General features: G+C 60.3%; 22 protein-coding genes. 8 read left to right on the forward strand and 14 right to left on the reverse strand.

The window, feature by feature from the left end; genetic code table 11:
* Window positions 1-30: 30 nt before the first annotated feature.
* The 6 genes from ABD903_RS08265 to prmC form a co-directional block, all read right to left on the reverse strand.
* Window positions 31-1,038, reverse strand: coding sequence for an SDR family oxidoreductase (locus ABD903_RS08265; RefSeq protein ID WP_345223018.1), 1,008 nt, complete (start codon window positions 1,036-1,038; stop codon window positions 31-33).
* 91 nt (window positions 1,039-1,129) lie between these two features.
* Complete coding sequence (rfbB, locus tag ABD903_RS08270) at window positions 1,130-2,185, reverse strand: dTDP-glucose 4,6-dehydratase (RefSeq protein WP_345223020.1); 1,056 nt, start codon at window positions 2,183-2,185, stop codon at window positions 1,130-1,132.
* Between the two features lie 76 nt (window positions 2,186-2,261).
* Window positions 2,262-3,287: a UDP-glucose 4-epimerase GalE gene (galE, locus tag ABD903_RS08275; RefSeq protein ID WP_345223022.1), complete on the reverse strand. Its 1,026-nt coding sequence runs from the start codon at window positions 3,285-3,287 to the stop codon at window positions 2,262-2,264.
* A 91-nt stretch (window positions 3,288-3,378) separates the two neighbouring features.
* The gene (locus ABD903_RS08280) at window positions 3,379-4,674 is read right to left on the reverse strand and encodes a nucleotide sugar dehydrogenase (protein ID WP_345223023.1); all 1,296 of its coding nucleotides are present in this window, start codon (window positions 4,672-4,674) and stop codon (window positions 3,379-3,381) included.
* Window positions 4,675-4,684: 10 nt separating this feature from the next.
* Window positions 4,685-5,287 carry an acyltransferase gene (locus ABD903_RS08285; RefSeq protein ID WP_345223024.1) on the reverse strand — a complete coding sequence of 201 codons (603 nt, stop codon included), beginning with the start codon at window positions 5,285-5,287 and terminating at the stop codon, window positions 4,685-4,687.
* An 80-nt stretch (window positions 5,288-5,367) separates the two neighbouring features.
* Window positions 5,368-6,228: a peptide chain release factor N(5)-glutamine methyltransferase gene (prmC, locus tag ABD903_RS08290; RefSeq protein WP_345223025.1), complete on the reverse strand. Its 861-nt coding sequence runs from the start codon at window positions 6,226-6,228 to the stop codon at window positions 5,368-5,370.
* 134 nt (window positions 6,229-6,362) lie between these two features.
* On the opposite strand from prmC, the gene ribD reads away from it, so the two are divergent.
* From ribD to ABD903_RS08315, 5 genes are all read left to right on the forward strand, one after another.
* Window positions 6,363-7,418 (forward strand): bifunctional diaminohydroxyphosphoribosylaminopyrimidine deaminase/5-amino-6-(5-phosphoribosylamino)uracil reductase RibD, encoded by a 1,056-nt coding sequence (gene ribD / locus ABD903_RS08295; RefSeq protein ID WP_345223026.1) that lies wholly within the window; start codon window positions 6,363-6,365, stop codon window positions 7,416-7,418.
* 88 nt (window positions 7,419-7,506) lie between these two features.
* Complete coding sequence (locus tag ABD903_RS08300) at window positions 7,507-7,989, forward strand: GAF domain-containing protein (protein WP_345223028.1); 483 nt, start codon at window positions 7,507-7,509, stop codon at window positions 7,987-7,989.
* Between the two features lie 65 nt (window positions 7,990-8,054).
* Window positions 8,055-8,735 carry a Cj0371 family chemotaxis-regulating polar lipoprotein gene (locus ABD903_RS08305; RefSeq protein WP_345223030.1) on the forward strand — a complete coding sequence of 227 codons (681 nt, stop codon included), beginning with the start codon at window positions 8,055-8,057 and terminating at the stop codon, window positions 8,733-8,735.
* 68 nt (window positions 8,736-8,803) lie between these two features.
* On the forward strand, window positions 8,804-9,163 hold the full coding sequence (locus tag ABD903_RS08310; protein ID WP_345223032.1) for a four helix bundle protein: 360 nt from the start codon (window positions 8,804-8,806) through the stop codon (window positions 9,161-9,163).
* 69 nt (window positions 9,164-9,232) lie between these two features.
* Entirely contained in the window at window positions 9,233-10,408 is a 1,176-nt protein-coding gene (locus tag ABD903_RS08315) for a glutathionylspermidine synthase family protein (protein WP_345223034.1), read from the forward strand.
* A 105-nt stretch (window positions 10,409-10,513) separates the two neighbouring features.
* Here the strand turns inward: ABD903_RS08315 and ABD903_RS08320 are convergent, their stop codons facing one another.
* The 4 genes from ABD903_RS08320 to ABD903_RS08335 all read right to left on the reverse strand — a co-directional run bounded on the left by ABD903_RS08320 (window position 10,514) and on the right by ABD903_RS08335 (window position 15,254).
* A complete protein-coding gene (locus tag ABD903_RS08320; protein ID WP_345223035.1) occupies window positions 10,514-11,200 on the reverse strand; it encodes a phosphatidylserine decarboxylase family protein in 687 nt (228 codons plus the stop codon).
* 176 nt (window positions 11,201-11,376) lie between these two features.
* Window positions 11,377-12,666, reverse strand: coding sequence for a Glu/Leu/Phe/Val family dehydrogenase (locus ABD903_RS08325; RefSeq protein ID WP_345223037.1), 1,290 nt, complete (start codon window positions 12,664-12,666; stop codon window positions 11,377-11,379).
* Window positions 12,667-13,198: 532 nt separating this feature from the next.
* The gene (locus tag ABD903_RS08330; protein ID WP_345223038.1) at window positions 13,199-14,152 is read right to left on the reverse strand and encodes a phosphatidate cytidylyltransferase; all 954 of its coding nucleotides are present in this window, start codon (window positions 14,150-14,152) and stop codon (window positions 13,199-13,201) included.
* 49 nt (window positions 14,153-14,201) lie between these two features.
* Window positions 14,202-15,254: a CPBP family intramembrane glutamic endopeptidase gene (locus ABD903_RS08335; RefSeq protein ID WP_345223040.1), complete on the reverse strand. Its 1,053-nt coding sequence runs from the start codon at window positions 15,252-15,254 to the stop codon at window positions 14,202-14,204.
* A 72-nt stretch (window positions 15,255-15,326) separates the two neighbouring features.
* Between ABD903_RS08335 and dusB the strand changes: the two genes are divergently transcribed.
* Window positions 15,327-16,313, forward strand: coding sequence for a tRNA dihydrouridine synthase DusB (gene dusB / locus ABD903_RS08340; RefSeq protein WP_345223042.1), 987 nt, complete (start codon window positions 15,327-15,329; stop codon window positions 16,311-16,313).
* A gap of 161 nt (window positions 16,314-16,474) precedes the next feature.
* On the opposite strand, the gene ABD903_RS08345 is transcribed toward dusB, so the two are convergent.
* Window positions 16,475-16,903, reverse strand: coding sequence for an ester cyclase (locus ABD903_RS08345; protein WP_345223044.1), 429 nt, complete (start codon window positions 16,901-16,903; stop codon window positions 16,475-16,477).
* A gap of 204 nt (window positions 16,904-17,107) precedes the next feature.
* On the opposite strand from ABD903_RS08345, the gene ABD903_RS08350 reads away from it, so the two are divergent.
* Both ABD903_RS08350 and ABD903_RS08355 read left to right on the forward strand, forming a co-directional pair.
* Window positions 17,108-18,070, forward strand: a complete 963-nt coding sequence (locus ABD903_RS08350; RefSeq protein ID WP_345223046.1) for a DMT family transporter — start codon at window positions 17,108-17,110, stop codon at window positions 18,068-18,070.
* A 142-nt stretch (window positions 18,071-18,212) separates the two neighbouring features.
* Entirely contained in the window at window positions 18,213-18,944 is a 732-nt protein-coding gene (locus tag ABD903_RS08355; protein ID WP_345223048.1) for a porin family protein, read from the forward strand.
* Between the two features lie 13 nt (window positions 18,945-18,957).
* Here the strand turns inward: ABD903_RS08355 and ABD903_RS08360 are convergent, their stop codons facing one another.
* The 3 genes from ABD903_RS08360 to ABD903_RS08370 all read right to left on the reverse strand — a co-directional run bounded on the left by ABD903_RS08360 (window position 18,958) and on the right by ABD903_RS08370 (window position 26,944).
* Window positions 18,958-19,935, reverse strand: a complete 978-nt coding sequence (locus ABD903_RS08360; RefSeq protein WP_345223050.1) for a lipid A-modifier LpxR family protein — start codon at window positions 19,933-19,935, stop codon at window positions 18,958-18,960.
* Window positions 19,936-20,098: 163 nt separating this feature from the next.
* Complete coding sequence (locus ABD903_RS08365; RefSeq protein ID WP_345223052.1) at window positions 20,099-25,021, reverse strand: anti-phage protein ProA; 4,923 nt, start codon at window positions 25,019-25,021, stop codon at window positions 20,099-20,101.
* 144 nt (window positions 25,022-25,165) lie between these two features.
* A complete protein-coding gene (locus ABD903_RS08370; RefSeq protein WP_345223055.1) occupies window positions 25,166-26,944 on the reverse strand; it encodes an amino acid permease in 1,779 nt (592 codons plus the stop codon).
* Window positions 26,945-26,998: the final 54 nt, after the last annotated feature.

A 26,998-nucleotide genomic window follows, 5' to 3' on the forward strand; every position in this document is an offset into this window, starting at 1 on the left:
CTTTGCTTGGCACGTACGTTCGTTACTTAATTAATTCGACTGCCGGATGAATTCCTGGTTTTCGCGGAACCACGCCAGGGTTTTCTGTAGGCCTTCGCGAATGCGCACCTGCGGATCGTAACCCAGCAGGTTTTTAGCCTTGCTAATATCGGCCAGGGAGTCACGAATGTCGCCGGCGCGGTTAGGGCCGTACTCGGGCGTAATGTCCACGCCGGCTTCTTCCTTGAGGATATTGAACAGGTCGTTGAGCGACGTACGGTCGGCCACGGCTATGTTATACACCTGGTTCACAGCCTCGGGGTTCTGCACCAAACCGGCCCGAATGTTGGCCTGCACGCAGTTTTCCACAAAGGTAAAGTCGCGGGTTTGGCCACCGTCGCCGTTAATGCGCGGGGGCTTGCCCTGCAGCACCGCGTCGATAAAGAGCGGAATAACGGCGGCGTAAGCTCCGTTCGGATCTTGGCGCGGGCCGAAGATGTTGAAGTAGCGCAGCCCAATGATTTCCATGCCGTAAGTCTTACCGAACACGTCGGCGTACAACTCGTTGGCATACTTGGTCACGGCGTAAGGAGAGAGGGGTTTGCCAATACGGTCCTCGATTTTCGGCAGGTGCGGCGAATCGCCGTAGGTCGACGACGACGCGGCGTACACGAAACGCTTCACGCCGGCGTCTTTCGCGGCCACCAGCATGTTCACGAAGCCGCCCACGTTCACGTCGTTGCTCGTGATGGGGTCATTGATGGAACGCGGTACGGACCCCAGCGCGGCTTGGTGCAGCACTACGTCCACGCCTTCGCAGGCCTTGCGGCAAGCTTCCGGGTCGCGGATGTCGCCATCCATAATTTCCAGGGCTGGGTTGCCTTCGAACAGGCGCAAGTTTTTGCGGAAGCCGTTGGAGTAATTATCGAAGGTGCGAACCTTCTTTACCCCGTACTTCAGCAGGTACTCCACAATATTGGACCCTATGAAGCCGGCACCGCCGGTCACGAGGAAAGTCAGGTTATCGAGCGGTTGCTCGTGAAAGGGCTGTTCGTACATGAAAATCGGGGTTCGATGAACAAGAACACCGAACAACGCTGCCTTCGGCCGTAGGGGCCGCAAGCGTTGTTCGGTGTTCGTTACAAAGGAGTTAGCGGGCGGCGTACTGCTGGCGGTAGTAATCCTGGTAGGCGCCGCTGGTCACGCGCTCCAGCCACTCGGCGTTTTCGAAGTACCAATCCACGGTCTGGCGCAGGCCTTGCTCGAAGGTAACCGAAGGCTTCCAGCCCAGCTCGTTCATGATTTTCGAGGAGTCGATGGCGTAGCGCAGGTCGTGGCCAGCGCGGTCGGTTACGAACTTGATGAGCTGGCGTGAGGAGCCTTGGGGTTTGCCCATTTTCTCGTCCATCACGTCGCAGAGCAGGTGAATGAGGTCGAGGTTTTTCCACTCGTTCACGCCGCCAATGTTGTAGGTTTCACCCACTTTGCCCTTGTGGAACACCGCGTCGATGGCCGTGGCGTGGTCTTTTACAAACAGCCAGTCGCGTACGTTCTCGCCGCGGCCGTACACCGGAATCGGCTCGCCGTTCTGGATGCGGTGCAAGGCCAGCGGAATGAGCTTTTCGGGGAAGTGGTTGGGGCCGTAGTTATTCGAGCAGTTGCTCAGCTTCACCGGCATGTGGTAGGTATGGAACCATGCACGCACAAAGTGGTCCGACGACGCCTTGGAAGCCGAATACGGCGAACGGGGGTCGTAAGAAGTGCTTTCGGTGAACATGTCGGTGCCCATTTCCAGCGAGCCGTACACTTCATCGGTGCTCACGTGGTAAAACACTTTGCCCTCGTAGCCCAGCGGCTGCCACAGGTTACGGGCCGCGTTCAGCAGGTGCACGGTGCCCAGCACGTTGGTTTTAACGAAAGCCAGCGGGTCGGTGATGGAGCGGTCCACGTGCGACTCGGCCGCGAGGTGAATCACGGCATCGGGCTCCTCCGTGGCAAACAGCTGATCCACAAACGCCTGGTCGGTCAGGTCGCCCTTCACGAAGCGGTAGTTCGGCGCGTTTTCGATGTCGCGCAGGTTCTCGAGGTTGCCGGCGTAGGTCAGCGCGTCGAGGTTCAGAATCTGGTACTCGGGGTACTTCGTAACGAACAGGCGTACTACGTGCGACCCAATGAAGCCGGCCCCGCCGGTGATGACGATTTTCATTTGTTTGAGCTGTTAGCTGTTAGCCGGTGGCTATAGGCTTTTTGTTCAGTAAGTTCAGATGCAAAGAAGCGGGCAACTAGGCGTTGGCAGGCAGCGTTTGCTGCCACTTCCAGGCGCTGGCCAGTGCTTCGTCCAGAGTAGATTCGGTTTTGAAACCCAGCTCCTGTGTGGCCTTGGTTACGTCGGCGTAAATGGCCGGCACGTCGCCGGTGCGGGGCGGACCTATCACGTAGTTCAGCTTCTGGCCGGTAGCACGCTCAAAGGCCTGTACTACTTCCAGCACCGAGTTGCCTCGGCCCGTGCCCACGTTAAAAGTTTCCACCGCGTCGCCTTTTCCATCTAGCAGGCGCTGCACGGCTACCACGTGGGCCTTGGCCAAATCCACCACGTGAATGTAGTCGCGGATGTTGGTGCCGTCGGGCGTATCGTAGGTGTCGCCGTTGATGGTTAGCTTCTCCCGAATGCCGGCTGCGGTTTGCGTAACAAAGGGAATCAGGTTTTGCGGCACGCCCAGCGGCAACTCGCCGATTTTAGCCGACGGATGCGCGCCAATGGGGTTAAAGTAGCGCAGCAGAATGCTTTTCACCTCGTTATCATCGGCCTGCGACAGGTCACGCAGGATGTCTTCGCACATTTGCTTGGTGCGGCCGTAGGGCGAAGAAGCGGGCTTGGTGGGCGTTTCCTCTGTTACCGGCAATTGATCGGGAATGCCGTACACGGTGCACGACGACGAGAAAACCAGGTTGTTCACCTTGAACTCGCGCATCAGTTCCAGCAACACCAGTAACGAACCCAAGTTGTTCTGGAAGTAAGCCAACGGCTTCTGCACCGATTCGCCCACTGCTTTAAAAGCGGCAAAGTGAATGACGCCGGCCAAGTCGGATTCGGCTTCGAACACGCGCCGGAAGGCCGCTCTATCGGTGCAATCCACTTCGTAATTCCGAACGTCGGAGCTCAAGATGGCGCGCAGTCCGTCCAGCACCTTGCCGCTGGAGTTGGCGTAGTTGTCAACGATGATGGGCTCAAAGCCGGCTTCGCGCAACGCCACCACGGTATGCGAACCGATGTAGCCCGTGCCGCCTGTAACGAGAATCTTTTTCATAGCTGGATTTTAGGACTTGGAATGCAGGTACTCGGTCAGTGCGAAGCTCCCTGAGGGCTTTGCACCAACCAAGCCTTGAGCAGCAATTCGATTACAGGCTCCAATAGTGCAGCTCGTTCATCTTGTTGCGGAACATGCCTTTCACGTCCACGATTACCGCGTTTGGAGCTGTAATAGATTTGAAGTATTCCTCGTCCATTTCCACGTACGGCTTGTGGCTCACGGCCACAATCACGGCGTCGTAATCGTTGCGGATTTGGTCTTCGGGAATCAGGCGGAAGCCGTACTCGTGGTGCAGCTCATCGGAATCGGCGTGCGGGTCCACGATGTCCACGTTCACCGAGAAGTTCTTCAGCTCGGTAATCACGTCGGCCACCTTGGAGTTGCGGATGTCCTCCACGTTTTCCTTGAACGTAGCGCCCATTACCAGCACGTGCGACTTGGCCACGTCCTTGCCCTGCTTAATCATCATTTGCACGGCCTTGCGTGCGATGTAAGCGCCCATGCCGTCGTTGGTGGTGCGGCCCGAAAGGATAACCTTCGCGTCGTAACCCAACTCCTTGGCCTTGTAGGTCAGGTAGTAAGGATCCACGCCGATGCAGTGGCCGCCCACCAAGCCCGGGGAAAACTTCAGGAAATTCCACTTGGTACCAGCCGCTTCCAGCACTTCGAACGTGTTGATGCTCATGCGGTCGAAAATCATCGACAGCTCGTTCATCAGGGCAATGTTCACGTCGCGCTGGGTGTTTTCGATGATTTTGGCGGCCTCAGCCACCTTAATCGACGACGCACGGTGCACGCCGGCCTTCACCACCAGCTCATAAGTTTTGGCAATGATGTCGAGCGACTCGTCGTCGCAGCCGGCCACCACTTTCACGATGGAAGACAGGGTGTGCTCCTTGTCGCCGGGGTTGATGCGCTCAGGCGAGTAACCAACTTTGAAGTCGCCGGGGAATTTCAGGCCCGACTCGCGCTCCAGAATGGGAATGCAGTCTTCTTCGGTGCAGCCTGGGTATACAGTCGATTCGTACACCACATAGTCGCCGGCTTTCAGCACTTTACCTACCGTGGTAGAAGCGCCAATGAGCGGCTTCAGGTCGGGCATGGCGTGCTCGTCGATGGGCGTGGGCACGGCCACGATAAAGAACCGGGCCTCGCGCAGTACTTCCAGCGAGTCGGTGAAGGTGATGTCGCAGCCGTCGAAGGCTTCGGCTTCCAGCTCACCGCTGGGGTCCTGGCGGTTTTGCATCATGGCCACACGCTGGGCGTTGATGTCGAAACCGATAACGCTGGTATGGCGGGCAAATTCGAGGGCAATGGGAAGGCCCACGTAGCCGAGGCCGATAACGGCCAGCTTGGCTTCTTTCTTTAACAATTGCTCGTACACGGGAAGGTCGTTACGCGTTAGGGGCGGGAGTAATACAAATCAGTTGGCTCTGCGACGAAAGGCAGTACACCTCGCTGCTTTCGGGGCAAGCAGCGTAGCCCTTTTCATCAAACTGCAAACGGTGGCCCAGGCGGCTCATCCACCCACGGCGCTTGGCCGGGTTGCCGTACACCAGTGCGTACGCCGGCACGTCGCGGGTAACTACCGAGCCAGCGCCCACAAAGGCGTACTCGCCCAGCTTCACGCCGCACACGATGGTGGTATTAGCACCTATGGTAACGCCGCGGGCCAGCTGCGTGGCCTGGTACTCGTGGCGGCGCGGCACGGCGGAACGCGGGTTGCGCACGTTGGTAAACACCACGGAAGGACCCAGAAAGACATCATCGGCGCATTCTACGCCGGTGTACAGGCTCACGTTGTTCTGCACTTTTACATTGTTACCCAGGCGTACCCCGTCGGCCACAAATACGTTCTGGCCCAAGCTACAGCCTTCGCCCAGCTCGGCCCCGGCACTCACGTGGCAAAAATGCCAGATGCGCGTACCCGCTCCAACGCGGCAGCCCTCGTCGAGGATGGCTGTGGGATGGGCGTAGTACTCGGAGGCGTCGGGCATTGAAGGGAGCTAAGTGGGAGTTTTCGGCGGGCAAAGGTAGGCCTTTTCACGCATACCCGTTCCGGCCAAAATACCACGCCTCAGGCCGGATTGGTAGCCCGCACCATTCGGGGGCGCCCGGTTAAGTCGGGCAGGGCCTGCGCATTGCGGTAGCCGTGCTGGTTTAACAGCGCTACGGTTTCGGTGGGTAATGCCTCGTTGATTTCGAAGTAAATAGCCCCGCCGGGCATTAGCAGTTGCCGGCCTAGGGCGGCCAAGCGGCGGTAAAAAACCAGCGGGTCTTCGTCGGGCACGAACAGGGCCGTGTGCGGCTCAAACGCCAGCACGTTGGGCCGCATCAGGGCTTGCTCCGACTGCCGCACATAGGGTGGATTGCTCACCAGTATATCGAGGCTGTTCGGCCCGATGCCCGGCGGGTCCTGCTGCAGAATATCGGCCTGTAGCCATTGTACCTCCAGAGCGTAACGCTGGCCGTTTTGCTGGGCTACGGCCAGCGCTTCGGCCGAAACATCGAGGCCCCACACCTGGCTGTCGGGCAGCAGTCGGCTTAGCGCAATGGGAATGCAGCCGCTGCCGGTGCCCACGTCCAGCGCCCGCAAACCACGGCGCCCGGCTTGCTCCTGCTCGATTAGCGCCACCAATTCCTCGGTTTCGGGGCGGGGAATGAGGGTGGCGGGCGTTACCAGTAGCTCCATTCCGTAGAAATGAGCCGAGCCGAGCACGTACTGCACGGGCTCGTGGCGGAGCAGGCGCGGCAGCAACGCTTCGGCCTGGGCCTGAATTTCAGCCGAAACAGACTCGGTGGCCCGCATGCGGCGCTGCAACGAATCGAACTGCAACAAATGCTCGGTTACCAACGCGGCCATGCTGGCCGCTTCCGGGGCTTGGTACAGCGTTTGGAGCTGCTGGCTGAGGTAATCGGTAAGCTGGCGAACAGTCATGGCCCGGCAAAGGTAGCCGGTAGGCCCAAGCCGACTTTGGGTAATTGCTGTTTGTTGGTCTGCTAGAATGTTGCTCGAACGGCTTGGCTTACGGCCCCGCACCGGTCGTTTCATTCCTCTTCTATATTTGGTGCATGTCCGACACTGCCACTTTCTCTGCCCACGATACCCTGATGATGCGCCGCGCTCTGGACCTGGCGCTGCTGGGGGCTGGTTACGCCCGCCCAAATCCCATGGTAGGCTGCGTAGTGGCCGATGCCAACGGCCAGCTTGTGGGGGAAGGCTGGCACCAGAAGTTTGGCGGTCCGCACGCCGAGGTTAACGCCCTGGCTTCGGTGCCCGCCGAAGTAGACTTGAGCCAATGCCGCGTGTATGTTACCCTGGAGCCCTGCTCGCACCACGGTAAAACCCCGCCCTGCGCCGATCTGCTCGTTGAAAAAGGCGTGCGCGATGTGGTGGTGTGTAACCTCGACCCCAACCCATTAGTGGCTGGTCGCGGCCTGGAAAAGTTGCTCCAAGCCGGCTGCCGGGTACAAACGGGCTTGCTGGAAAAAGATGGCCGCTGGCTGAACCGCCGGTTTTTCACCGTGCAGGAGCGGCAGCGGCCGTATTTTATCCTGAAATGGGCTGAATCGGCCGACGGTTTTGTGGCCGGGCCGGAAGGCCAACCGGTAGCCATCAGCGGCCCGGCCGCCAAAATGCTGGTGCACCGCTGGCGCACCGAGGAACAAGCCATTATGGTGGGCACCCGCACTGCCCTGAACGACAACCCCCAGCTGAACGTGCGGGAGTGGCCCGGCCCCAACCCGTTGCGCCTGGTTATCGACCGCACCTTGGCGCTGCCCGCCACCCACCATTTACTCGACGGCAGCCAACCCACCGTAATCTACACCCAAAGCCAGGCCGAAGACGCCGATAACCGCACCTACGTTACGGTGCCAGCTAATGCTGACTTCTTGCCCGTAATTCTCGACGATTTGAACGCCCGCCAGGTGCAATCGGTACTGGTGGAAGGCGGGCCGTCGTTGCACAACATGCTGCTGAAAGCGGGACTGTGGGACGAAATCCGGGTGCTGCGCAGCTCTACCGTGCGCATCGGGGCCGGCGGTGTGGTGGCTCCGCCGCTTAGCTTAACCGGCCTGCGCGAGCAACGCACCATTGGGCCCGACGAGTTGTTTGTGTTTCACTAGCGGCCAGCAAAAGCAGGGCCGTGGGTTTGCACCTTCCCGTCCTACTTTTGTTTAGTTGCTGCTTACTTATTTAAAACCTGCCTTCTCAATGGCTGAAGACCTTCTCATCGACCGTACGCTTTCCAAAGCCGACCAATACCGCACCATTCTCCCCCAGATTGAAGCGCTGACTACCGGCGAAACCGACTTGGTAGCCAACCTGGCCAACACCATGGCTGCTCTGAAGGAAACCTTCGGCTTCTTTTGGGTAGGCGCTTACCTGGTGAAAAACGACGAGCTGGTACTCGGCCCGTTTCAAGGCCCCGTGGCCTGCACGCGTATCCGGCGCGGCAAGGGCGTGTGCGGCGGCAGTTGGGCCGAAGCCCGTACCCTACTGGTGCCCGACGTGGAGCAGTTCCCCGGTCACATTGCCTGCAGCAGTGCTTCCAAGTCGGAAATTGTGGTGCCGGTGCTTAAGAACGGCGAGGTGGTGATGGTGCTCGACGTGGACAGCGACCAGCTCGATGACTTCGACGCTACCGACCAACAATACCTCGAAGAGCTGGCCCTCATGATGGCCCGCTGGTTCTAGTTCGTACACTTTCTTGCCTTTCGGATTCCCTCCCGCCTTCCGTATTCTCCCAGACTCCCCACGCTATGAAAAAGCCCTTTTACCAACTCGGCGACTGGCGCCGCAACCTGCTGCTGGTAGCCGCGGCCGCCAGCCTGGGCCTGTCGGTACTGCCGGCCTGCTCCTCCGATAACAACCGCGCCGACACCGCCGCCGCGACCGGCGACTGGAGCGGCGAAACGTACAGCCAGGGCGTCATCACGGAAATGACCGAAGTGAAGCCCGGCGACTGGAAAATCACGGCCGAACGCCCCGCCGGCAAAGAAGAGGTAGCCGCTATCCTGCACCACTTCGATGGCAAAACCGATACGCTACAAGGACAGGCCCTGCAACGTCAAATGCAGGATTACAGCCGTCAGAACCCGGAAAACCGGGTGGGTGGCACCAGCATGATGGATGTGCTCATGTGGAGCAGCATCGGGTACATGGCGGGCCGTTTCCTTACGCCCAATCCCGGTTACTACGCTAATTCGGGCATTATGCAGGGCAACTCGGGCTGGCGCCAAAACGTGGCCCGCGAGCGGGAAACCCAGGGCCGCGGGTTCTTTGGGCGGGGTTTCACGGGTCCTCGCACCTCGCGTACGGCTGGTATTCAGGAAAGCCCGTCGTTTTCGCGCGGCGCCTACCGCAGCTCCGCTCCCACCATGGGCCGTAGCAGCGGGTTCGGCAGCCGAAGCAGCGGCGTTCGGGGCGGGTTTGGGGGGTAAATACTAATTGAGAATGAGAAGTGAAGAATGAGGAATTGCTGGCAGAGGACAGTGGTAGCGAAAATGTAGTGGCCTACAAGTCTTTTGCGCTGGCAGTCCGGGTGGTGAACTTGTGCCGGCATTTGCGCGAAACGCAGCAAGAGTTTGTGCTATCGAAGCAATTGTTGCGCAGCGGCACGTCAATTGGAGCCAACGTAGAAGAAGCCATAGGTGGCATATCCAGGGCTGACTTTGCCGCTAAAATCAGTATTGCCCACAAGGAAGCGCGCGAAACCAGTTATTGGCTCCGACTGCTGCACGCTACTCATTACCTAAGCCCCGACGCCTACACCAGCATCCACCAGGATTGCGAAGAAGTATGCCGCATCCTCCGAGCCATCCTCAACACCACTCGCGCCAATACCCCTCCCAAGCGGCTACCAAAATAAATTCTTCATTCTTCATTCTTCATTCTTCATTCTTCATTCTTCATTCTTCATTCTTCATTCTTCATTATTATGATTCGCCTGCTGCCGCTTTCCGGTGATGTTACGCCGGCCATTCGTGCTTTGGGCTGGGACTGGGCCGTGGAAGACGCCTGCGCCGCCTATTTGGCTACCGAGGCGGTGCAACTCACCGAGCGGCAGGCCGAGGAGCTTCTGAATGCGGCTGACACCCTCTACGACATGCTCGTGCAAGCCATTCCCGACCCCATTCCGGATGATTTGCTGCAGCTGCTGGCCATTCCTCAAAACCTGTGGGGCGCCGTGCGTCACTCCTGGAACGACGAGCGGCACTGGCACCTCTACGGCCGCTTCGACCTGGCTTCTACCCCCGAAGGCCCGAAACTCATCGAGTTTAACGCCGATACCGCCACCAGCTTACCCGAAACAGCCGTGGTACAATGGGCCAGCCTGGTAGCTGCCGGCCACAAGGACGAGCAACGTCAGGCTAACGGCTTGTTCGAGGGCCTGGAAGGCCAATTGCGCGAGTGGCGCGAGCTTAACCCCGACCTCGACCCCAGCCTGCTACTGGTGCACCTGCCCGGCAGCGCCGAAGACGAAACCAACTGCGCCGTGGTGGCCGAAGCCGCCCGCGAAGCCGGTTTCGCGGCCGTTCACCTCTGCCCTGTCGATGCCATGCAGGTTTCCGTGACGGGCGAAGAGCGTGGCGTATGGGCCCAAATTGAAGACGAGCAGTGGCAGCGGTTTGGCTTCATGTTTAAGCTGGTGCCCTGGGAAATTCTGGCCGATGAAGAACCCGAACTAACTGCTGACCTGGTTCAGCTGCTGCAAAGTCGCGACGTAATTATTGCCAACCCAGCTTACACGCTGCTGTTCCAGAGCAAAGGCATACTGGCGTGGCTCTGGCAGGTATTTCCGCACCACCCATTGCTGCTGGAAGCGGCTATGGAAGACCTCTCGGGCCACTTTGTGCGCAAGCCCTTGCTTGGGCGCGAAGGCCAGAACGTAGCCGAGGTAGATAACGGCCGCCTGACCAGCTCCGTACCCGGCGAGTACGATCAGCAACCCCAGGTGCGCCAACGCTGGGCCGACTTGCCCACCGATGCCCAAGGCCGGAAGTACCAAGCCGGCGTGTTCTGGGCCGGCGAAGGTTGCGCCATCGGCTTCCGCCGCGAGCGAGGCGTTATTACCAACCTCTCGGAGTTTGTGCCGCACATTCTAGCCGATTAAGATTGGGTTGTGCCTGCAGGCATGGTCTACCCGAACCAAACGCAAAAAGACGGCCCCGCAGTGCTTAACTGCGGGGCCGTCTTTTTGCGTTTTCTTGAATTGATTTTAACCTCCGAACAAGCTAGGCGAAGAAGTCTTAAGCTGCGCAATAACAGTTTGACCGCCTTTCACCTTGTCGCCGATCTGTACTTTCATTTCGGTGTCCACGGGCACGAAAATATCCACGCGCGAGCCGAACTTGATGAAGCCAAACTCTTCGCCCTGGCTTACTTCGTCGCCTTCGTTCACGTACCACACAATGCGGCGGGCCATGGCGCCGGCAATCTGGCGGAAGAGCACCTGGGGGCCGGCTTCCGACTCGACTACTACCGTGGTACGCTCGTTTTTGGTGCTGCTTTTAGGGTGCCACGCCACCAAATACTTGCCCGGGTGGTACTTAAAGTATTTCACCACACCCGATACCGGGTTACGGGTAATGTGCACGTTGATGGGCGACATGAACACGCTGATCTGCTTCCGCACATCGTCGAAGTATTCTGGCTCGTGCACATCCTCAATGACCACCACCTTGCCGTCGGCAGGGGCAATAACGATGTCTTCGTGGGTGAGCAGGTTGCGGAAGGGGCTGCGGAAAAACTGTAACAGCAGCAGAAACGCTATTACCGATACCACCGCGAATACTTTGTTAAAGCCGTCGGCGGCAGCGTTGTAGCGTTGCAACAGCAGGTTTATAGCCAACAGCGCCAGCGCGGTAAAGAACAGAATACGTCGACCTTCTTTGTGGATTTTCATGTCGTAATCAGCAAAGTGCACGGCCGGCCCACCCTGCGGCAGACGACCGGGTTCCGAAGAAGGCCCACCCAAACAGCCAAAGCGTTGGGTGGGCCGTCATCAGACGAAAGCAAGGGCGCCGTGCCAGCGCCGGTTGCCCAAGGTAGCGCCAAGTTTTAGTTCGCGCTACGGGAAGCTTAGTACGCGCCGCGGAACTTGTAGGTCTGGGCCACTTTATCAATGGCTACCACGTAGGCCGCTATGCGCATGGGAATGTTGTATTTCTGGCTGGTGGCGTACACTTTCTCGAACGCGTCGTTCATGATGCGGTCGGCGCGCTCGGTCACCATTTCCTCGGTCCACTTGAAGCCCTGCTTGTTCTGCACCCACTCGAAGTAGGATACAGTTACGCCGCCCGAGTTGGCCAGGATATCCGGTACCACCAGAATGCCTTTTTCGTTGATGATGGGGTCGGCGGAGGCCGAAGTGGGGCCGTTGGCGCCTTCCACAATCAGCTTGGCTTTGATGTCGTGGGCGTTGTGCTCGGTAATTACGTCTTCTACGGCGGCGGGCACCAGCACGTCCACGTCGGCCAGCAGCAGGTCGTCGGCGTTGTCCATCAGCGTAGCGCCCTTATAGCCGTCGAGGCGGCCGTTGTGGGCGTTTTTATAGGAAATGGCCTCGTCAACGTTGATGCCGTCGGCGTTCCAGTAAGCGCCGCTTACGTCAGATATAGCCTTGATTTTCACGCCTTGCTCGCTCAGCAACTTCGCGGCCCATGAGCCCACGTTGCCGAAGCCCTGAATAGCAGCCGAAACTTCGGTAGGCTCCAGGCCCAGCTTCTTAAGCGCGGCCAAAGCCGAAACCATTACGCCGCGGCCGGTGGCCTCGGTGCGGCCCAACGAACCACCCATAACCAGGGGCTTGCCGGTAACCACGGCGGGCGTGGTCATGCCGTTGGTTTTGGAGAATTCGTCCATTAGCCACGCCATTTCGCGGGGGCCGGTACCCATGTCGGGGGCCGGAATGTCGCGGTCGGGACCGAAAACGTCTTTCAGGGCCAGGGTGTAGGCGCGGGTGAGGCGCTCAATTTCGCCAGCACTCATGGTGGTGGGGTCGCAGATGATGCCGCCTTTGGCACCGCCGTACGGAATGTCAACCACGGCACACTTCCACGTCATCCACGCGGCCAGGGCCTTCACCTCGTCGAGGTGCACGTTTTTATCGTAGCGGATACCGCCTTTGGAAGGACCCAGGATGGTGTTATGCACCACGCGGTAACCTTCGAACACCCGGACTTTGCCGTTGTCCATCGTGACGGGAATGTTAACGATGACCTGCTTGTCGGGTGCTTTGAGCACGTTGTAAGTCTGGTCGTCAAGCCCCAGGATATCGGCCGCGATGTTGAAGCGCGACATCATCGATTCGAGGGGGTTTTCGCGGTCCACAATGGGGGCCGGCTCTTTGTACACCGTAGTGGCAGCCATGCGTCTGTGGGAGGGGGAAGTGAGAGTGGGGAAAATGGGAGAACAGCGGCTGCCCTTTTCGGCCGCTGAGAGGCGGAAAAAGGCGGGCCAAAGGTACTAGGATTCCCCAATACGCATAAAGCGGAGCTATAGCTGCTTTAAAGAGCCGTTGCCGGCGCCGACGGTGCGAGGAAGCCGGCTGTCGATGGGGGTTGGGAGCTTGTAGCGGATGGTTGGGAGGCTGTCGGGGATGGTTGGCGGCGTTTCGACGGCGGTTGGCGGCTTGTCGGTGGGGGTTGGCAGCGTTCTGGGTGCGGTTGGAGGCTTGTCGTAAGGGGTTACCGACGCGTCGGGCGCGGTTGGAGGCGTGTAGTTGTGGGTCGGAAGCTTGTCGTGGATGGTAGGGTGCTAACCTCCGCCCTTACCGGGGCCTCACCCCCCGGCCCCCTCTCCCATGGAGAGGGGGAGCCAGAAGTCAGCAACGATTGCGGCGGCTGCGGCTGGCGCCTGCGCCGCCTTGGCGGGAGGCTTTTTGGCGAAATTCAGCCTGTTCTTAGGTGAAGAGCAGCTGGAGGACGACGAGGACGGGCACCACGAAGAGGAAGGCGTCGAAGCGGTCGAGGAGGCCGCCGTGGCCGGGCATGATGCGGCCGGAGTCTTTGACGCCCGTGCTGCGCTTGAGCATGGATTCGGCCAGGTCGCCGAGGGGGCCGAACACGGCGACTACGGCGGCGGCTACGAGGCGGTGCGCCAGCGGCATATCGGGCAGCAGGTAGCCGAGGGCCCAGCCCACGGCGAGGGTGAGCAGAGCGCCTCCGGCCCAGCCTTCCCAGGTTTTGCCAGGCGAAATGCTGGGAGCGAGCTTGTGCTTGCCGAAGTTTTTGCCGGCAATATAGGCGCCGGTGTCAGCGGCCCAGATGAGGAAGAGCAGGGCGAAGATGCGGCGGTAATCGTAGCCAGTGGGACCGAAAGCCAGCATGTTGAGCCCACTCATGGGCAAGGTGACGTAGAACAGGCCGATCAGGGCCACACCCACGTTGGGAAAGGGCGAAAACGGCTGCTTTTCGCGGGGCCATGAATACATTTCGCGCAAAAACAGGATGAGAGGCAGCAAAAAGGCTATAACAACTACCTCTATGCGGACCCACTTTAAGTAGTGAGATAATTCCTGTACAAAGAGCCTGTCAGTGGCTTGGGCTATATCCAGCAGGTTGCTTACTAAGGCGTAAACAAAAGCAGCGGCAAATATTATCAAGCTCAGGCTTATACCTACAATTGCCGCCGGCTTAAAGCCTAACTCCTTCATCATGCGGTAAAATTCCCGCAGCATCAGGGCCTGAATCAACCCGAAGAGCAGCCCAAACGTCCACTCGCTGTACCAGATGGAGCCCAGCAGCAGCGCCGCGCCCACTACGCCCGACAGAATGCGCTGCCACATGTTGGACATGGCAGGCTTGGCCACATCGGGCGAATTGGTAGCGGGAGGAGGCGTGGAAGGCGAGGCCAAGCGGGAGCGGGTATGGACGGGAGGAAAGGTAAAGCCGAGCTTCGGACTTTTACGCGGATTTGGAGCTACCGGGGGCATTGGCCACGCCGGTGCTGCTGAGGGTGTGGGCCTCGCCGGCTGCCGGAGCAGTAACGGCAATGCCTTTGCTGGTAAGCGTGTGAATTTCGGTCGTGGCGGGCGCAACAGCCCCCTCACGGCGCTGGTATAGCCAGTACAGCAGCCCGAACGATAGAACGGCCGATACCAGCATGGTGTACCACGGCAGGGCCTCGGTAGAATCGGCGTCGAACTCAATGGTGCCGCGCTGCTGCAGGTACAGGAGCAGCAGCTGAAAGAAGTTCTGGGTGAAGTGCCCGGCAATGGGTACTAAAAGATTACCGCTCCAAGCGAATAGATAACCCAACAATGCCCCCAGTACTACCCGTGGAATAAAGCCAAAGAATTGGGCGTGAATGGCGCTGAACACGACAGCCGATAACCACACGCCCCAATGTACAGAACCTGTCCAGCGGGTAAATTGGCGTAGCATCACGCCTCGAAAAGTTAACTCCTCAGCAATGGCGGGGATAACGGCCACCACCAACACGGCTACTAAAAAACGATTCGAGGAGGTAAAACGTGTGAGAAAGGTTGTTAGCTCTTGGGCTTGGTCTTCTTTTAACCGTGCCCACCGCTCGAAACCGTACAGCCAAGTGGGCAGATGCATCTCGGCGTTCCAAGCAATGAAGCCAGACATAGCCGGTACGCTCACTACCACCAGCACCATGGCAGCCAGCAGCCACCATAGTGGCACCGGGCGACGCGGCATGAAATAATCAAAAGGTTGCTGTCCTCGAATGATTGGCAGTATATAGGCTGATGCTCCAAAACCTAGCAATAGCGTCAGACCTTGCATCCACATCAGGACCTCCCACCCATAGACGTATTTGGCAGGAGACGCTACAATATTTGAAAGTTCATCTTGGTTCGTGACACCGTAACTAACAGCTCCAATTCCCAAGGTCAAGAAGAAAGCCACCACCGCACCGGTCAGCACCAGCACAAACAACAACACCAACGACAGGGCCGGATGCAGGGTATCTTCGCGGGTGAAACCTTTCATGAGGGTGACGGGGTTAAGCAGAGTCGTAAATTTGCGCAAAATACGCTTACCCCTCCTTAACGTTCTGCCGCTGTGGTGTACATCCGCGACCTTGCCCTGCCCGATTTCCCGTTGCTGCTTGCGCCCATGGAGGACGTATCGGACCCGCCGTTCCGGGCCGTGTGCAAGCAAGGCGGCGCCGATTTGATGTACACGGAGTTCGTGTCGTCGGAAGGCCTGATCCGGGATGCGGCCAAGAGCCGCAAGAAGCTCGACGTGTTCGACTACGAGCGGCCCATTGGCATTCAGCTCTTTGGCTCCGACGTAGAAACCATGGGCGAGTGCGCCCGCATCAGTACCCTGGCCGGCCCCGACCTTATCGACATTAACTACGGCTGCCCGGTGAAGCAAGTGGCTTGCCGGGGCGCCGGGGCCGCCCTGCTGCGCGACATTCCTAAGATGGTGGAAATGACTGCCGCCGTGGTGCGTAATACGCACTTGCCCGTAACGGTGAAAACCCGCCTGGGCTGGGACGAGTCGACCAAAAACGTGGAAGAAGTGGCCGAACGGCTGCAGGACATCGGCATTTCGGCGCTGACGGTACACGGCCGCACCCGCGTGCAGATGTACAAAGGCGACGCCGACTGGCGTCTGATTGCGGCCATCAAAAACAACCCGCGCATCACCATTCCCATTTTCGGCAACGGCGACATGGATTCGCCCGAGAAGGCACTGGAATACAAGAACCGCTACGGCGTGGACGGCATCATGATTGGCCGTGCCGCTATCGGCTACCCCTGGATTTTCCGCGAAATCAAGCACTTCCTGGCCACCGGCGAAAAGCTGGCCCCTCCCACCTTGGAAGAGCGCGTGGCGGCCTGCGTGATGCACTTCGAGAAGAGCATTGAGTGGAAAGGGCCGAAGCTGGGCGTGTTTGAAATGCGCCGACACTACGCGCACTACTTCAAGGGCTTAGTGGGTGCCAAGCAGTGGCGCACGCAGCTGGTGGAAGCCGGCACGCCCGACGAGGTGCGGGCTATTTTGGCCGACATTGCCCAAACCGAAGCCGTGTACGCGTAGCCGCTCCAGCTTCCACGGCTTAAATTATCGTCATCCCGAAAGCAGCCAAGGACCTTCTCACGCCAGAACAATTCGTTCAGCGGCGAGAAGGTCCTTGGCTGTGTGAACGTCAGATAAGAGATGACAGACAAGAAAAGTAAGCGGGAGGAACAGGCCCGGAATTAGCTCAGCGGCAGACCCATTTGGCGGTTCATGGCGGCAGAGTCGCGGGCGCCCCAGCGGCGCTGAATGCGCCCATCTTGCACCAGAAAATGCTCCATGGCCACTATCTCGTATGATTTGCCGGTAACCGGGCTGCCGCGAAACGAGCCGACGGACTGGCCACGTTCGAGGTAGCGCACCATCACGTTGTCGCCTTCGGCCGCAACGGCCTCCACCTGCAGCTGCAGGGCAAACGCGGCGTGCAGCTCCTGCCAAACGGGAATTACCTGATCCATCGTGCCCCAACCCAGCACGCCGTACACCAGGGCGTCGTCGGCAAAAATCCGGCGCAGGGCCGGCATGTCGGCGCGGTTAAACGCTTCTACGTAATCGAGCACCACTTGCTTGTTGGCTTCGGTAGTGGTGTGGGGAAGGGCTAAGGTTTCCATGAGGTTGTGCGTTAAGCCAGAGCACGTGAAACGGCGCCCCAGCCGGGTTGAAAATTCGAAGGCAATACTACGGCCCAGGGCGGCCCTCGTCAATCGCATCATTGGGTGATGATCAAGCTCTTACCGATGGCGGCGTTGGCAAGTAGCAGCTGCGGCCACGGTTTCCTCCCGATTCCTCGGCACTTGTTCCGACCTTTGCCGCCGATGCCCTCTACTCCTCCCCCCGCTCCCGCTGCTGCCGTTGCCCCCGCCTCCCCCACCGTAGCCGGACCGCCGCCGCACGGCACGCCACTGACGGCTTGGCTGCTGCTGGTGCTGCTGGCCTGCATTTGGGGTACTTCGTTTATTCTGATGAAAAAGGGCTTGGTGGTGTTTTCGGCCATGGAGCTGGGCGCTACGCGGGTTACGGTGGCGGCGCTGCTGCTGCTGCCGTTTGCGCTGAAGCATGTGCGGCAGGTGGAGGGCAGCCGCATTAAGTGGCTGCTGCTGAGCGGTATTATCGGCACGTTTATTCCCGCCTTCCTTTTCGCTTACGCCGAAACCAAGCTGGCCTCGGGGCTGGCCGGCGTGCTGAACGCGCTAACCGTGGCCTTTACATTGCTGGTGGGTGCGGTGTTTTTCGGGCAGCGCATTACCTGGTTGCGGGCCGTGGGCATTGCGGCGGGCTTGCTGGGCACCGTTGTTCTCATTCTGGGCGGCAGCGGCGGCGAGGCTACGCCCTCGGGCGAAGGCAACGCGTGGTACGGGCTCTACATCGTGCTGGCTACCTTCGGTTACGGCGTGAGCATCAACGTTATCAAAAGCAAATTCCACGGCATGACCTCCATGGCCGTGACCAGCGTGCTGCTGCTCTTTATTGGCGGACCGGCGCTGCTCTACCTGCTCCTGTTCACCGATTTCGTGTACAAGCTGCAGCATACGTCCGGTGCCTGGGAGGCTTTCGGCTACATTGTGCTGCTGGCTACCATGAGCACGGCGGTGGCCATGGTGCTGTTCAACAAGCTTATTCAGCAGTCCACGGCGTTGTTCGCGTCATCGAACACCTACCTGGTGCCCGTTGTGGCGTTGGGCTGGGGCCTGCTCGATGGAGAGGTTATTAACGCGTGGCACCTGCTGGGCATGGGCATTATTCTGCTGAGCGTATTCATAATTAACCGGGCTAAGTAGCTGCCACTAAATTCGCTACAAAGCTTCCTGAAACAGGTATGCAACCAATCGGTAGCGGCGGCACATCTACCGTTTACATTTGGCTCCGGCCACGCGTTGCGCGGCCGGTCCAAGCAATCCTTCATTTATTACCCAACTGTTTATGCGTCACTGTTTCCATGTATTACCCGTCGTATTGCTACTGACGGCCTCGGCTGCTTCGGCCCAAACTACTTACCGCCTGGGCGTACGGGTGGGCGGCAACCTGGCCACCACTTCCTTTAAAAACTATTCCGAAATCATACCGGATGTTAAAAATTCGCAAACCTTCTCCAGCATCTTTGCCGGGCAGGTGGGGGTAGTGTTCGAAGCCGAACGAGGCCGTTTTGCGTTTCAACCCGCGCTGCTTTTCTCGCAGAAGGGCACCCTACGCAAGCAGTTATCCACTTATACCGTTGCTGGAACGTCCTACGAAATCCGCCGCGAAGGAGAAACCACGATGCGCTACAACTGGATTGAAATGCCGCTGAACTTCACCTACACACTCCCGGGCACTACCGGCCTGCAGGTGTTTGCCGGACCGTATGCGGCCGTGGGCGTAGGCGGGCGGGCCGTTTCCGAAGTAACCAATAGTACCAACGACCCTAACCAGTCGGTGGCAGTCCCTACCCAGCGGTACACTAATAAAATTGAATACGGTTCATCTAACGCTTCGCCGCGGTTCGATGCCGGTGTGAACTTCGGACTGGGCTACCGCAAGGGGCCGGTACAGCTGCAGGCGGGCTATGGCCTGGGCGTTATCAACCTCTACAACAACAGAGTACAGTCGGGCGTCGAAAATGGGGCCAATCGGGTTTTTCAGCTAACGGGCACGTATTTTCTGCCGCTGAATTAGCGCCGTTACTTGCTCAAAACGCCACTTGCAGCGTCAGGTGGGCCCAGCGGTGTGAGCGGGCCCACCTGAACTCCGGCGACACATAGGCAGCCCCGGCCTCTACGCTGAAGCCGTTGTAAGCGGCCACCACCCCGCCCGAGCCACGCAGTACGCCCCGGCTTATCTGGCTGGCCGACAGCGTGTACGGATTGTCGCGGCGCAACAACCCGCCCTGCAGCGCGGCGTTGTAACCCACCAAGCGCGCTTCGAGCTGGCCCTGGGCGTAGAGCTGAAACCGCCGCAAGCCGCTTTGCCGGGGCCGGGCCGTTACGCCCAGGTTCTCGAAATACGGGTTCAGCCGGCCAACACGTAGCCGCGGCCCGGCCCCGGCAAACGTATGCAGCGTGCCCGCCGAGGCCGTAGCGTGGCCCAGCAGTTCGGCCACGCCGGGCAGGGCCGCTACCTGCTTCTCAAATGTTACCTGGTAGCCCAGCACCACATCGTTGCGCACCTGATAGTCCCAGCCACGGGGCGTGGGCGCATCGAGCCAGCGGTGCACGGCAGTTTGGAAGCCCTTGGCTCCGGCCACCGGCCCGATAAAGCCCACGTTTATGGCCGACGTGAGGCGCTGATGCCTGGCGGGGCTATTGGCCACTCGGTACAAGGCCGCATAGATGTAAGACGCGTAAGGCCGGTCGCCGAGGCGAATGAATGGGTCCTGGATGCGCAACGGTGTAAACCCATCGTAGTAGAGCTTGATACCGTGGTAATTGATAGTTCCATTACCGCCACCCAGCAGCAGGCGGTTGACCGGCGAGCGGCGCAGCAGAGGATGTACCACGTTCAGCGCCATGCCCTGCGTGAAGTAATAATCGGTGCGAAAAAAGGCGTCGTTGGCGAAGCTGTAGGCGACAATGCGGTCGGGACCGACGCTGTCGGGCACGGCCACTTGCTGAGCATGGCCTAAGCGCCCTAGCATCAAACCCAACAAACCGATAATCTTATACCGCATAAGCTAAACCCTGGACTCTACATACGGCAAAACCAAGGGCCAGTGGATTGCCAACCGGACTTAACCTCATCAGCAGGAAGCCGGCCATCCACGCTCGAAGCAGGTAACTTCCCCGATTTGTTTACCAACCCGCTAATACCCAGCACCGCACTCAATTAAGCTCTTACCCCGCCGGTTTCAATATTCCGTTCATCTCCACCAGCTCGCCCAGCTCCAACAGCCCGGCCAGCACGGCTTCCAGCTGCTGGCGCATGTCGTCGGAGAGGCGAGCGAAGCCCAGCAGCCGCACGGCGGGCAGATACACCGATTCCCGAGGCAGCGCAAAGCTCTGCGCCACCACCGTGCGCAGGGCGCCGGCCAACTCCTCTGGAGCCACGAAGGTGAGCTTGCGGGAAATAGCCGGCAGCTGGCTTCGGTCGCGCAGCGGGGGCTGCTGCATGGCCGGCGTCCACAGGAAGTCGCCTTCCCGGCGCAGGTAGTGCAGGTTCTGGGCTAACAAGGCCGCATCGCGGCCCACCTTGCGGATGCGGGCGCCTACCTGGCTGGCTCCGCTGGCACTGGCCAGTCGCCGGGTGGCTTCCTCAATATGCACCGGACTTTCCACGCCCACTACCACGCTCAGCCATTTCGCCAGCTGACTTAGGCCGTGCTGGTGCAGTTCCTGCTGCCGAATGGTATCGGGCAATAAGGCTACCTGGTAGGGCACCACGGCCGGATTGGTTTCGGCTGTAGCCGCCGCTTCGCGTTCCAGCGTGGCGGGCTCAGGCAGATGTTCTTCCGGCTCGTCGGACTCGTTGAGCGAGGCCAGACGGCGGGCTTCCTCGATGGCCTGCACAGCCCGCTCGGTTTCGCGCTCGGGGTTGCGAAACCAGTCGGTGCTCCAGATGCGGTGCAGGCGCCAGCCTACGGCCTCAAGCACCTGCTGGCGCAACCGGTCCCGGTCGCGGGCCGAGCGGGCCGAATGGTACATGGCCCCGTCGCACTCAATACCGAGCACGTAGCGGCCCGGCTGGTCGGGGTCGACCACGGCCAGATCGATGTAGAAACCCTGGCTGCCGATTTGGGGGCGCAGCTGGTAGCCGCGGGCCGTGAGGGCGCGGTACACCGCCTCCTCAAACGGCGACTCCATTTCGCGGCCGGTTGCTTCGTTTTGGTTCAGGCGACCGTGCTGGGCAAAGTTCAGAAAGGTTTTGAGCGCGGCCACACCCTGGGCGCGGGTCCGGCTTAGGTCTAGGTCGTCGGCTGTGAGGTTGGTGAATACCTCGCAACGCTGCTTGGCGCGGGTGATGAGCACGTTCAGGCGCCGTTCGCCGCCTTCCCCGTTCAGCGGCCCGAAGCTCATCGACAGGTAACCGTCTTTGGTGCGCCCGTAGCCGATGCTGATCAGCATCACGTCGCGCTCATCGCCCTGCACGTTTTCCAGGTTTTTGATGAAGAACGGCTCGTGGCGGTGCGCGGCGAAGAAGGCCTCGGTTTCGGGGTGCTGGCGGCGCAGCACTTCCAGCGCGTCCTGAATAGCCTGGCGCTGCACGGTGCTGAAAGCCACCACGCCCAGCGTAAGCCGGGGGGTGGTACGGGCGTGGTGCAGCACGGCGGCGGCCACGGCCTGGGCCTCCCGCGGATTGGTACGCGTGGTGCCCCGCTCGTAATGCGTGTCGGGCAGGTGATGGTACACCAGCCCCAGCTGCCCCTGGCCGCCGGGGCTCGGGAAAATCACCAGCTTGTCGTCGTAGAACAGGTGGTTAGAGGCGGCAATCAGCGACTGGTGAAGACTGCGGTAGTGCCAGCGCAACATGCGTTCGGGCATTTGGCGGGCCTTGCACAGCTCCAGAATGCTCTGGATGTCGGCCGTCACGTTTTCCTCATCGGCCGCTTCGCCGGTACCCGTCAGGGAATCGAAGAACGAAGTGGGCGGCAGCTGCTTGGAGTCGCCCACTACCACCAGCTTTTTGCCCCGTGCCACGGCGCCCAGCGCATCAACAGGCTTTACTTGGGAGGCTTCGTCGAACACCACCAAGTCGAAGTCTACCGCACCGGGTGGCAGGAAGCTGGCCACCGACAGCGGCGACATCATGAACACCGGTTTGATAGCCTGCACCACGTGCCCGGCTTTCTGCATGAGCTGGCGGATGGGCAGGTGGCGGGTTTTCTTGGCAAATTCGTTTTTGAGGATGCTCATCTGCCCATGAGCTGTGGGCAGCAGCGGATTCGGCAGGCTTTCGTGGTGCCGCGTCATGGCGCGGGCGCGGTTGTGCAGCAGGCTGGCGCGGTCGGCAGCGCGGAAGCGAGCGGCGGTTTCTTCGTGGCTGGCGCGCTCAAATTGCCGCAGTGCCGGGTGCTTCTCGTACGCGTGCCTCTGCAGAAACTCCAGCCAGGTTTGACGCACGGCCGCCCGCAAATGCTGCGCCGCTCCCGGCCACGACTCGGCCAGCACCAGCAGCTCGGGGCGCTGTTCAACCCGGGCCGCGGCGGCTACGTTGTTCCATTCCGTGGCCAAATGCAGCTCGGGCAAATTGGCCAGCCAGCCGGCCAGCACGGCGGTCTGCTCATCGAACGGCTGAAATTGCAGCCGCCCATCTGGCCCGAACCGCCGGGCCTCGTTCAGGCGCAGCGCTTCTGCTACCGCCTGCACGGCCGTGCGGTGCTCCACCAGCGCCGTTTCCAAGCCCGACAAGAGCTTGCCCAGCTCTTTCGACAGCGTTACCGTACTGGGCAGCGGAGCGAGCTGATCAGCAACAACCTGATTAACAACGGAATGCTCGACTACGGTGGTTCTTCGGCTTTGTTCTGTAGTGCCACGGCGGCTTTCCAAGTAGCCAAGCAAGGCAGCCGGCAGCTCGCCCCGCTGCATGCGCTGGTGCGTTAGCGTGAGGTAGTCGGCGGTGCGGCGCAGGGCCGGCCAGTCGGAGCGTAAGTCCTGCCAGCCCACGCCGAAGAGTCGGCGGCCGAGGCTGCTGGCTTCGGCCACGGCCTGCGCGTGGCGGCTGGCTTCGTGAATCGCATCGATGGCGGCTACTACGGTAGCAGGCTCGGCAGGCAGGGCACTGCGCCACAGGCTTTGCAGGCGTTTGCGGGCCCGCCGGAAGTCGCCGCTCAGGAATTTCCACCATTTGTCGCCGTATGCCAGCACGGCCGCGCGCTCGGCCAGCAACTGCTGCTGCCAGGCTTCAGGCAGCAGCAGTACGTCGTATTGCTGATGCAGCGCGGTGTACGCGGCGCCGGCTTGCAGGATTTCTTGCAACGCACTGGCTTGCTGCGCCCAGGCCGCATCGGCTACTGCTACTTCCGACAGGCCCGGTGCCAGCTGCATATGGCGGGCAGCCGGCAACAGGGCCTCAGCACCGGCGCGGGTGGTTGGTAGCGGCAGGTGCAGGTGCCAGGCCAGGGCGTCGGCCTGCTGCTGCAGCGCGGTTACCGCCGCGGCGGCCTGTTGCAGGTGCCGGGTTAATTGGTCCTGCTCGGCGGGCAGCAACACGGTTAGCTCGCTGCCCCAAAAACGCAGCTGCTTGGGCGCGCCGGTTTTGAGCAGCGTGGCCTGCAGGCGGGCCGCTAAGTCTTCGGCGTGGGCAGCATCGGCATCAGTCCATTCCGGAAGCCCGGCAAATAGAATCCGTGGCAGTTCTACCCCACCCTGCTCAGTGCGCATGCGCAGCAGCTCGCCCGCTACCTGTTGGGCCGTACGGCGGCTGCGGGCTATGGGTGCATTCACGGCCAACGCGTACTCGTTAAGGGCGAGGCGGTAACGGGGCAGCTGGGCAGCCTGGTCCTGCACGGCCGTGGCAGAAGCCGGCCGGCCCAGGCCCAGCGTTGCTTTCAGCTCGTCGTGCAGGCTTTTCTTGTTGGCTTTGTGGCTATGCAGCTCCAAGCAGGCCACGCCCAGACCTAGTGTGTCGAGGCGGCGCTTCACTACTTCCAGGGCAGCCATTTTTTCGGCTACAAACAGCACTTTCTTGCCCGCCCCAATGGCCTCGGCCAGCAGGTTGGCAATGGTCTGCGACTTGCCCGTGCCGGGCGGGCCCTGAATAACCAAGTTGCGCCCTTCCTGCACGGCCAGCAAGGCCAGCAGCTGCGAGGAATCGGCATCAAGCACTTGGTGCAATTCATGAGCAGAACTTTCGGTATCCAGAAAGGCCGTGTCGCTCACGCTTGGCGCCGCATCGGCAAAACCGGTTTCGTGGTCGAGCAAAGCGCGCAGGGCCGGGTGCTCCAGCAGCACCGAATTTCCCTCGGCTGTGGTGGGCCAGGTGGTCGGGTCCAGGTCGCGGTACAGCATCAGCTTGCTGAAGGAGAAGAAGCCCAGCGTAATGGCGTCGGGCGCTACGCTCCAGCGGCTGCGCCCGCCCAACGCCTCACGCACGGCGGCGAAATACTCCGGCAGAGGCTGGTTGTCGGGGTCGGGCAAGGGCAGCACCATGCCGAAATCGGCTTTCAGGCGGGCCTGCAGGCTGAGGTTGCCTTCCACGTCGGCGCCGGAGTAGGTGAGCTTGAACCGCTCGGCCACGGTACCACGCTCCAGCACCACCGGCACCAGCACCAGCGGGGCCTGGCGCGGCTCGGTACTGTTCTCGGCTTCGTACCAGCTGAGCTGGCCCAGGGCGAGGTACAGGATATTGACGCCGGTTTCCTCTAAGCTAGTGCGGGCGGTGTAATAGGTATTGAGCAGGCGGGTTTCCAGGCGGGCCAGCGGCTCGGCGGTTTGCAGCTTGTTGTCGGCAAGCAGGGCCGGTAGGCCGGTTTCGGCAAGTGCTACGGGCGGATGCTCCTCCAGGTAGTGTTCCAGCGTGGACGTCTCTTCTTCGGCCGACCCGACTTGCAACGTAGCTAATTCTTGCTCAATGCCTTCACTTGCAGCAGCAGGCGCGGCAGACGCGGTTTGGGGCTTTTCCCGGGCGGGCTCGGGGGCGGCGGAGAAGTACATGGTTTTGCCCTGGCGCACCAGAATATCGAGCACCTGCGCCGACTCTTCGCGCACCACCGCTACGCCCTGGGCTTTCAGCGGCCGGAAGTTGAGCAAGGGGTTGCGCAGGCCCAGATCGAGCAGCTCCTGGCGGGAAGCGTGTAGTTTAACTTGTAGCTGATCGGGCATTTATACGAGGAATAAAGCTGAAACAGGCCGGGTAAGCGAAACGGCGCATTTGTGCAAGATACCCTGGCTACCGGAGGCGCACAAACACGCAAAAGCCCGGCGCTGGGGAGCAACCGGGCTTTTGGTAAACAGCAGTTGGCAGCTTTACGCCGGGCGGCGCACTGGCTGGCTTTGCACGGGGCTCAGCTTGCTGTTCTTGTAGCCGTAGCTGAAGTAAATGGCCAGGCCGATAACCAACCAGCCGCCGAACAGCAGCCAGTTGCTGATGCCCAACTGCGTCATTAGATACAGGTTGGTAAGCAAACCGAGCACGGGCAGCAGCGACAGGCTTTTGGTAAACGACACCACCGCCAACGCTACGCTTGCCAGCAGGAATACCAGCATCGGAATTTGGTGGCGGAAGCCTTCGTAGCCTTCCTGGAACGTAACCAAACGCGTGAATTCGTTGACGTTGTCGCGGTTGTAAGTCAGCACCAAGCCGCCGAGGACCACCAGAATCAGCGGCACCAGGAAGCGGCCGTTCAGGTAAGGCACCTTGAAGCGGGCATCGGAAGTGCCGAGGGGGTCGATGACGAGGATGCCGCCGCACACCAGCGCAAACGCGAACAGCGTACCGATGCTGGTGAGGTCAATCACGAGGTCCATGTTCAGCAGCAGTGCCGGCACGCCCACAAACAGGCCCGTTACGATGGTAGCAAACGAAGGCGTGTGAAACTTGGGGTGCACGCGCGAAAACACCTTGGGCAGCAGTCCGTCGCGGCTCATGGTCAGCCAAATGCGCGGCTGCCCAATCTGGAAAACCAGCAGCACCGAGGTCATGGCAAATACCGCCGACACGGCCACGACGCCAGCCAGCCAATCCAGCCCCACTTTCTCGAACACGAACGAGAGCGGGTCGCCCACACCGAGTTCTTTGTACGACACCATGCCGGTGAGAACCAGCGTAATAACCACGTACAGCACCGTGCAAATGACGAGGGCGTAAATCATGGCGCGGGGCAAGTCGCGCTGCGGGTTCTTGCATTCCTCGGCCGTGGTGGAAATGGCATCGAAGCCGATATAGGCAAAGAATACCGCCGACACACCTTTGAGTACGCCGCCCACGCCGTTCGGGGCAAAGGGGCTCCAGTTAGCGGTTTTCACGTAGAACGCGCCTACGATAATAACCACCAATACCACGGCCATCTTCAAGAGCACGAGCAGGTTCGAAGCCGTTTTCGATTCCTTGATGCCGATGTACACCAAGGCCGTTACCAGCACGGTAATCACGAAAGCGGGCAGGTCGCACACCAGCTTGGCGTCACCAAAAATCGTAGGTGCCGTGTTCCAGGTTTTGTAGGCTTCGAGCTGTGTCGGGGAGGCATCGGCGAGCGGCTTGCCGCTTTGCATCAGCGCTAGAACCTCATGAAAACCTTGGTAGGCGCTCTGGGTGCCCATGGTCAGGTACGTTGGCAAATGCACGCCTATACCTTCGAGCAAGCCGGTGAAGTAATCCGACCACGAAATGGCCACCACAATGTTGCCCACGGCATACTCCATGATGAGCGCCCAGCCGATAATCCAGGCCGCTAGCTCACCGAACGAAGCGTAGGCGTAGGTGTAAGCCGAGCCCGAAACCGGGATGGTAGCCGCGAATTGCGCGTAACACAACGCCGAAAACGCGCAGGCAATGGCCGTGAATACGAACAGCAGCGACACGGCCGGGCCGCCGTCGTGCGAGGCGTTGCCAATGGTGCTGAAAATGCCCGCGCCGATAACGGCCGCAATGCCGAGGGCGGTTAGGTCGCGTACGGTGAGGTGACGGGCCAAACCGCCTTCGGAAACAGCGCCTTGCACGTCGCCGGGGTGGGCCGCGGTGTCGGCCGGAGGGTTGTGGAGCAGTGTCGCCAGGTCTTTGCGGCGAAACAGGGAGTTAGAAGCCATTCGACGGGATGTCGGGGGAAGTATGAAATAAGGCCGAAAAGATAGAGAATAATG

Origin of the sequence: Hymenobacter koreensis, assembly GCF_039541855.1 — a bacterium.
Taxonomy (GTDB): domain Bacteria; phylum Bacteroidota; class Bacteroidia; order Cytophagales; family Hymenobacteraceae; genus Solirubrum; species Solirubrum koreensis.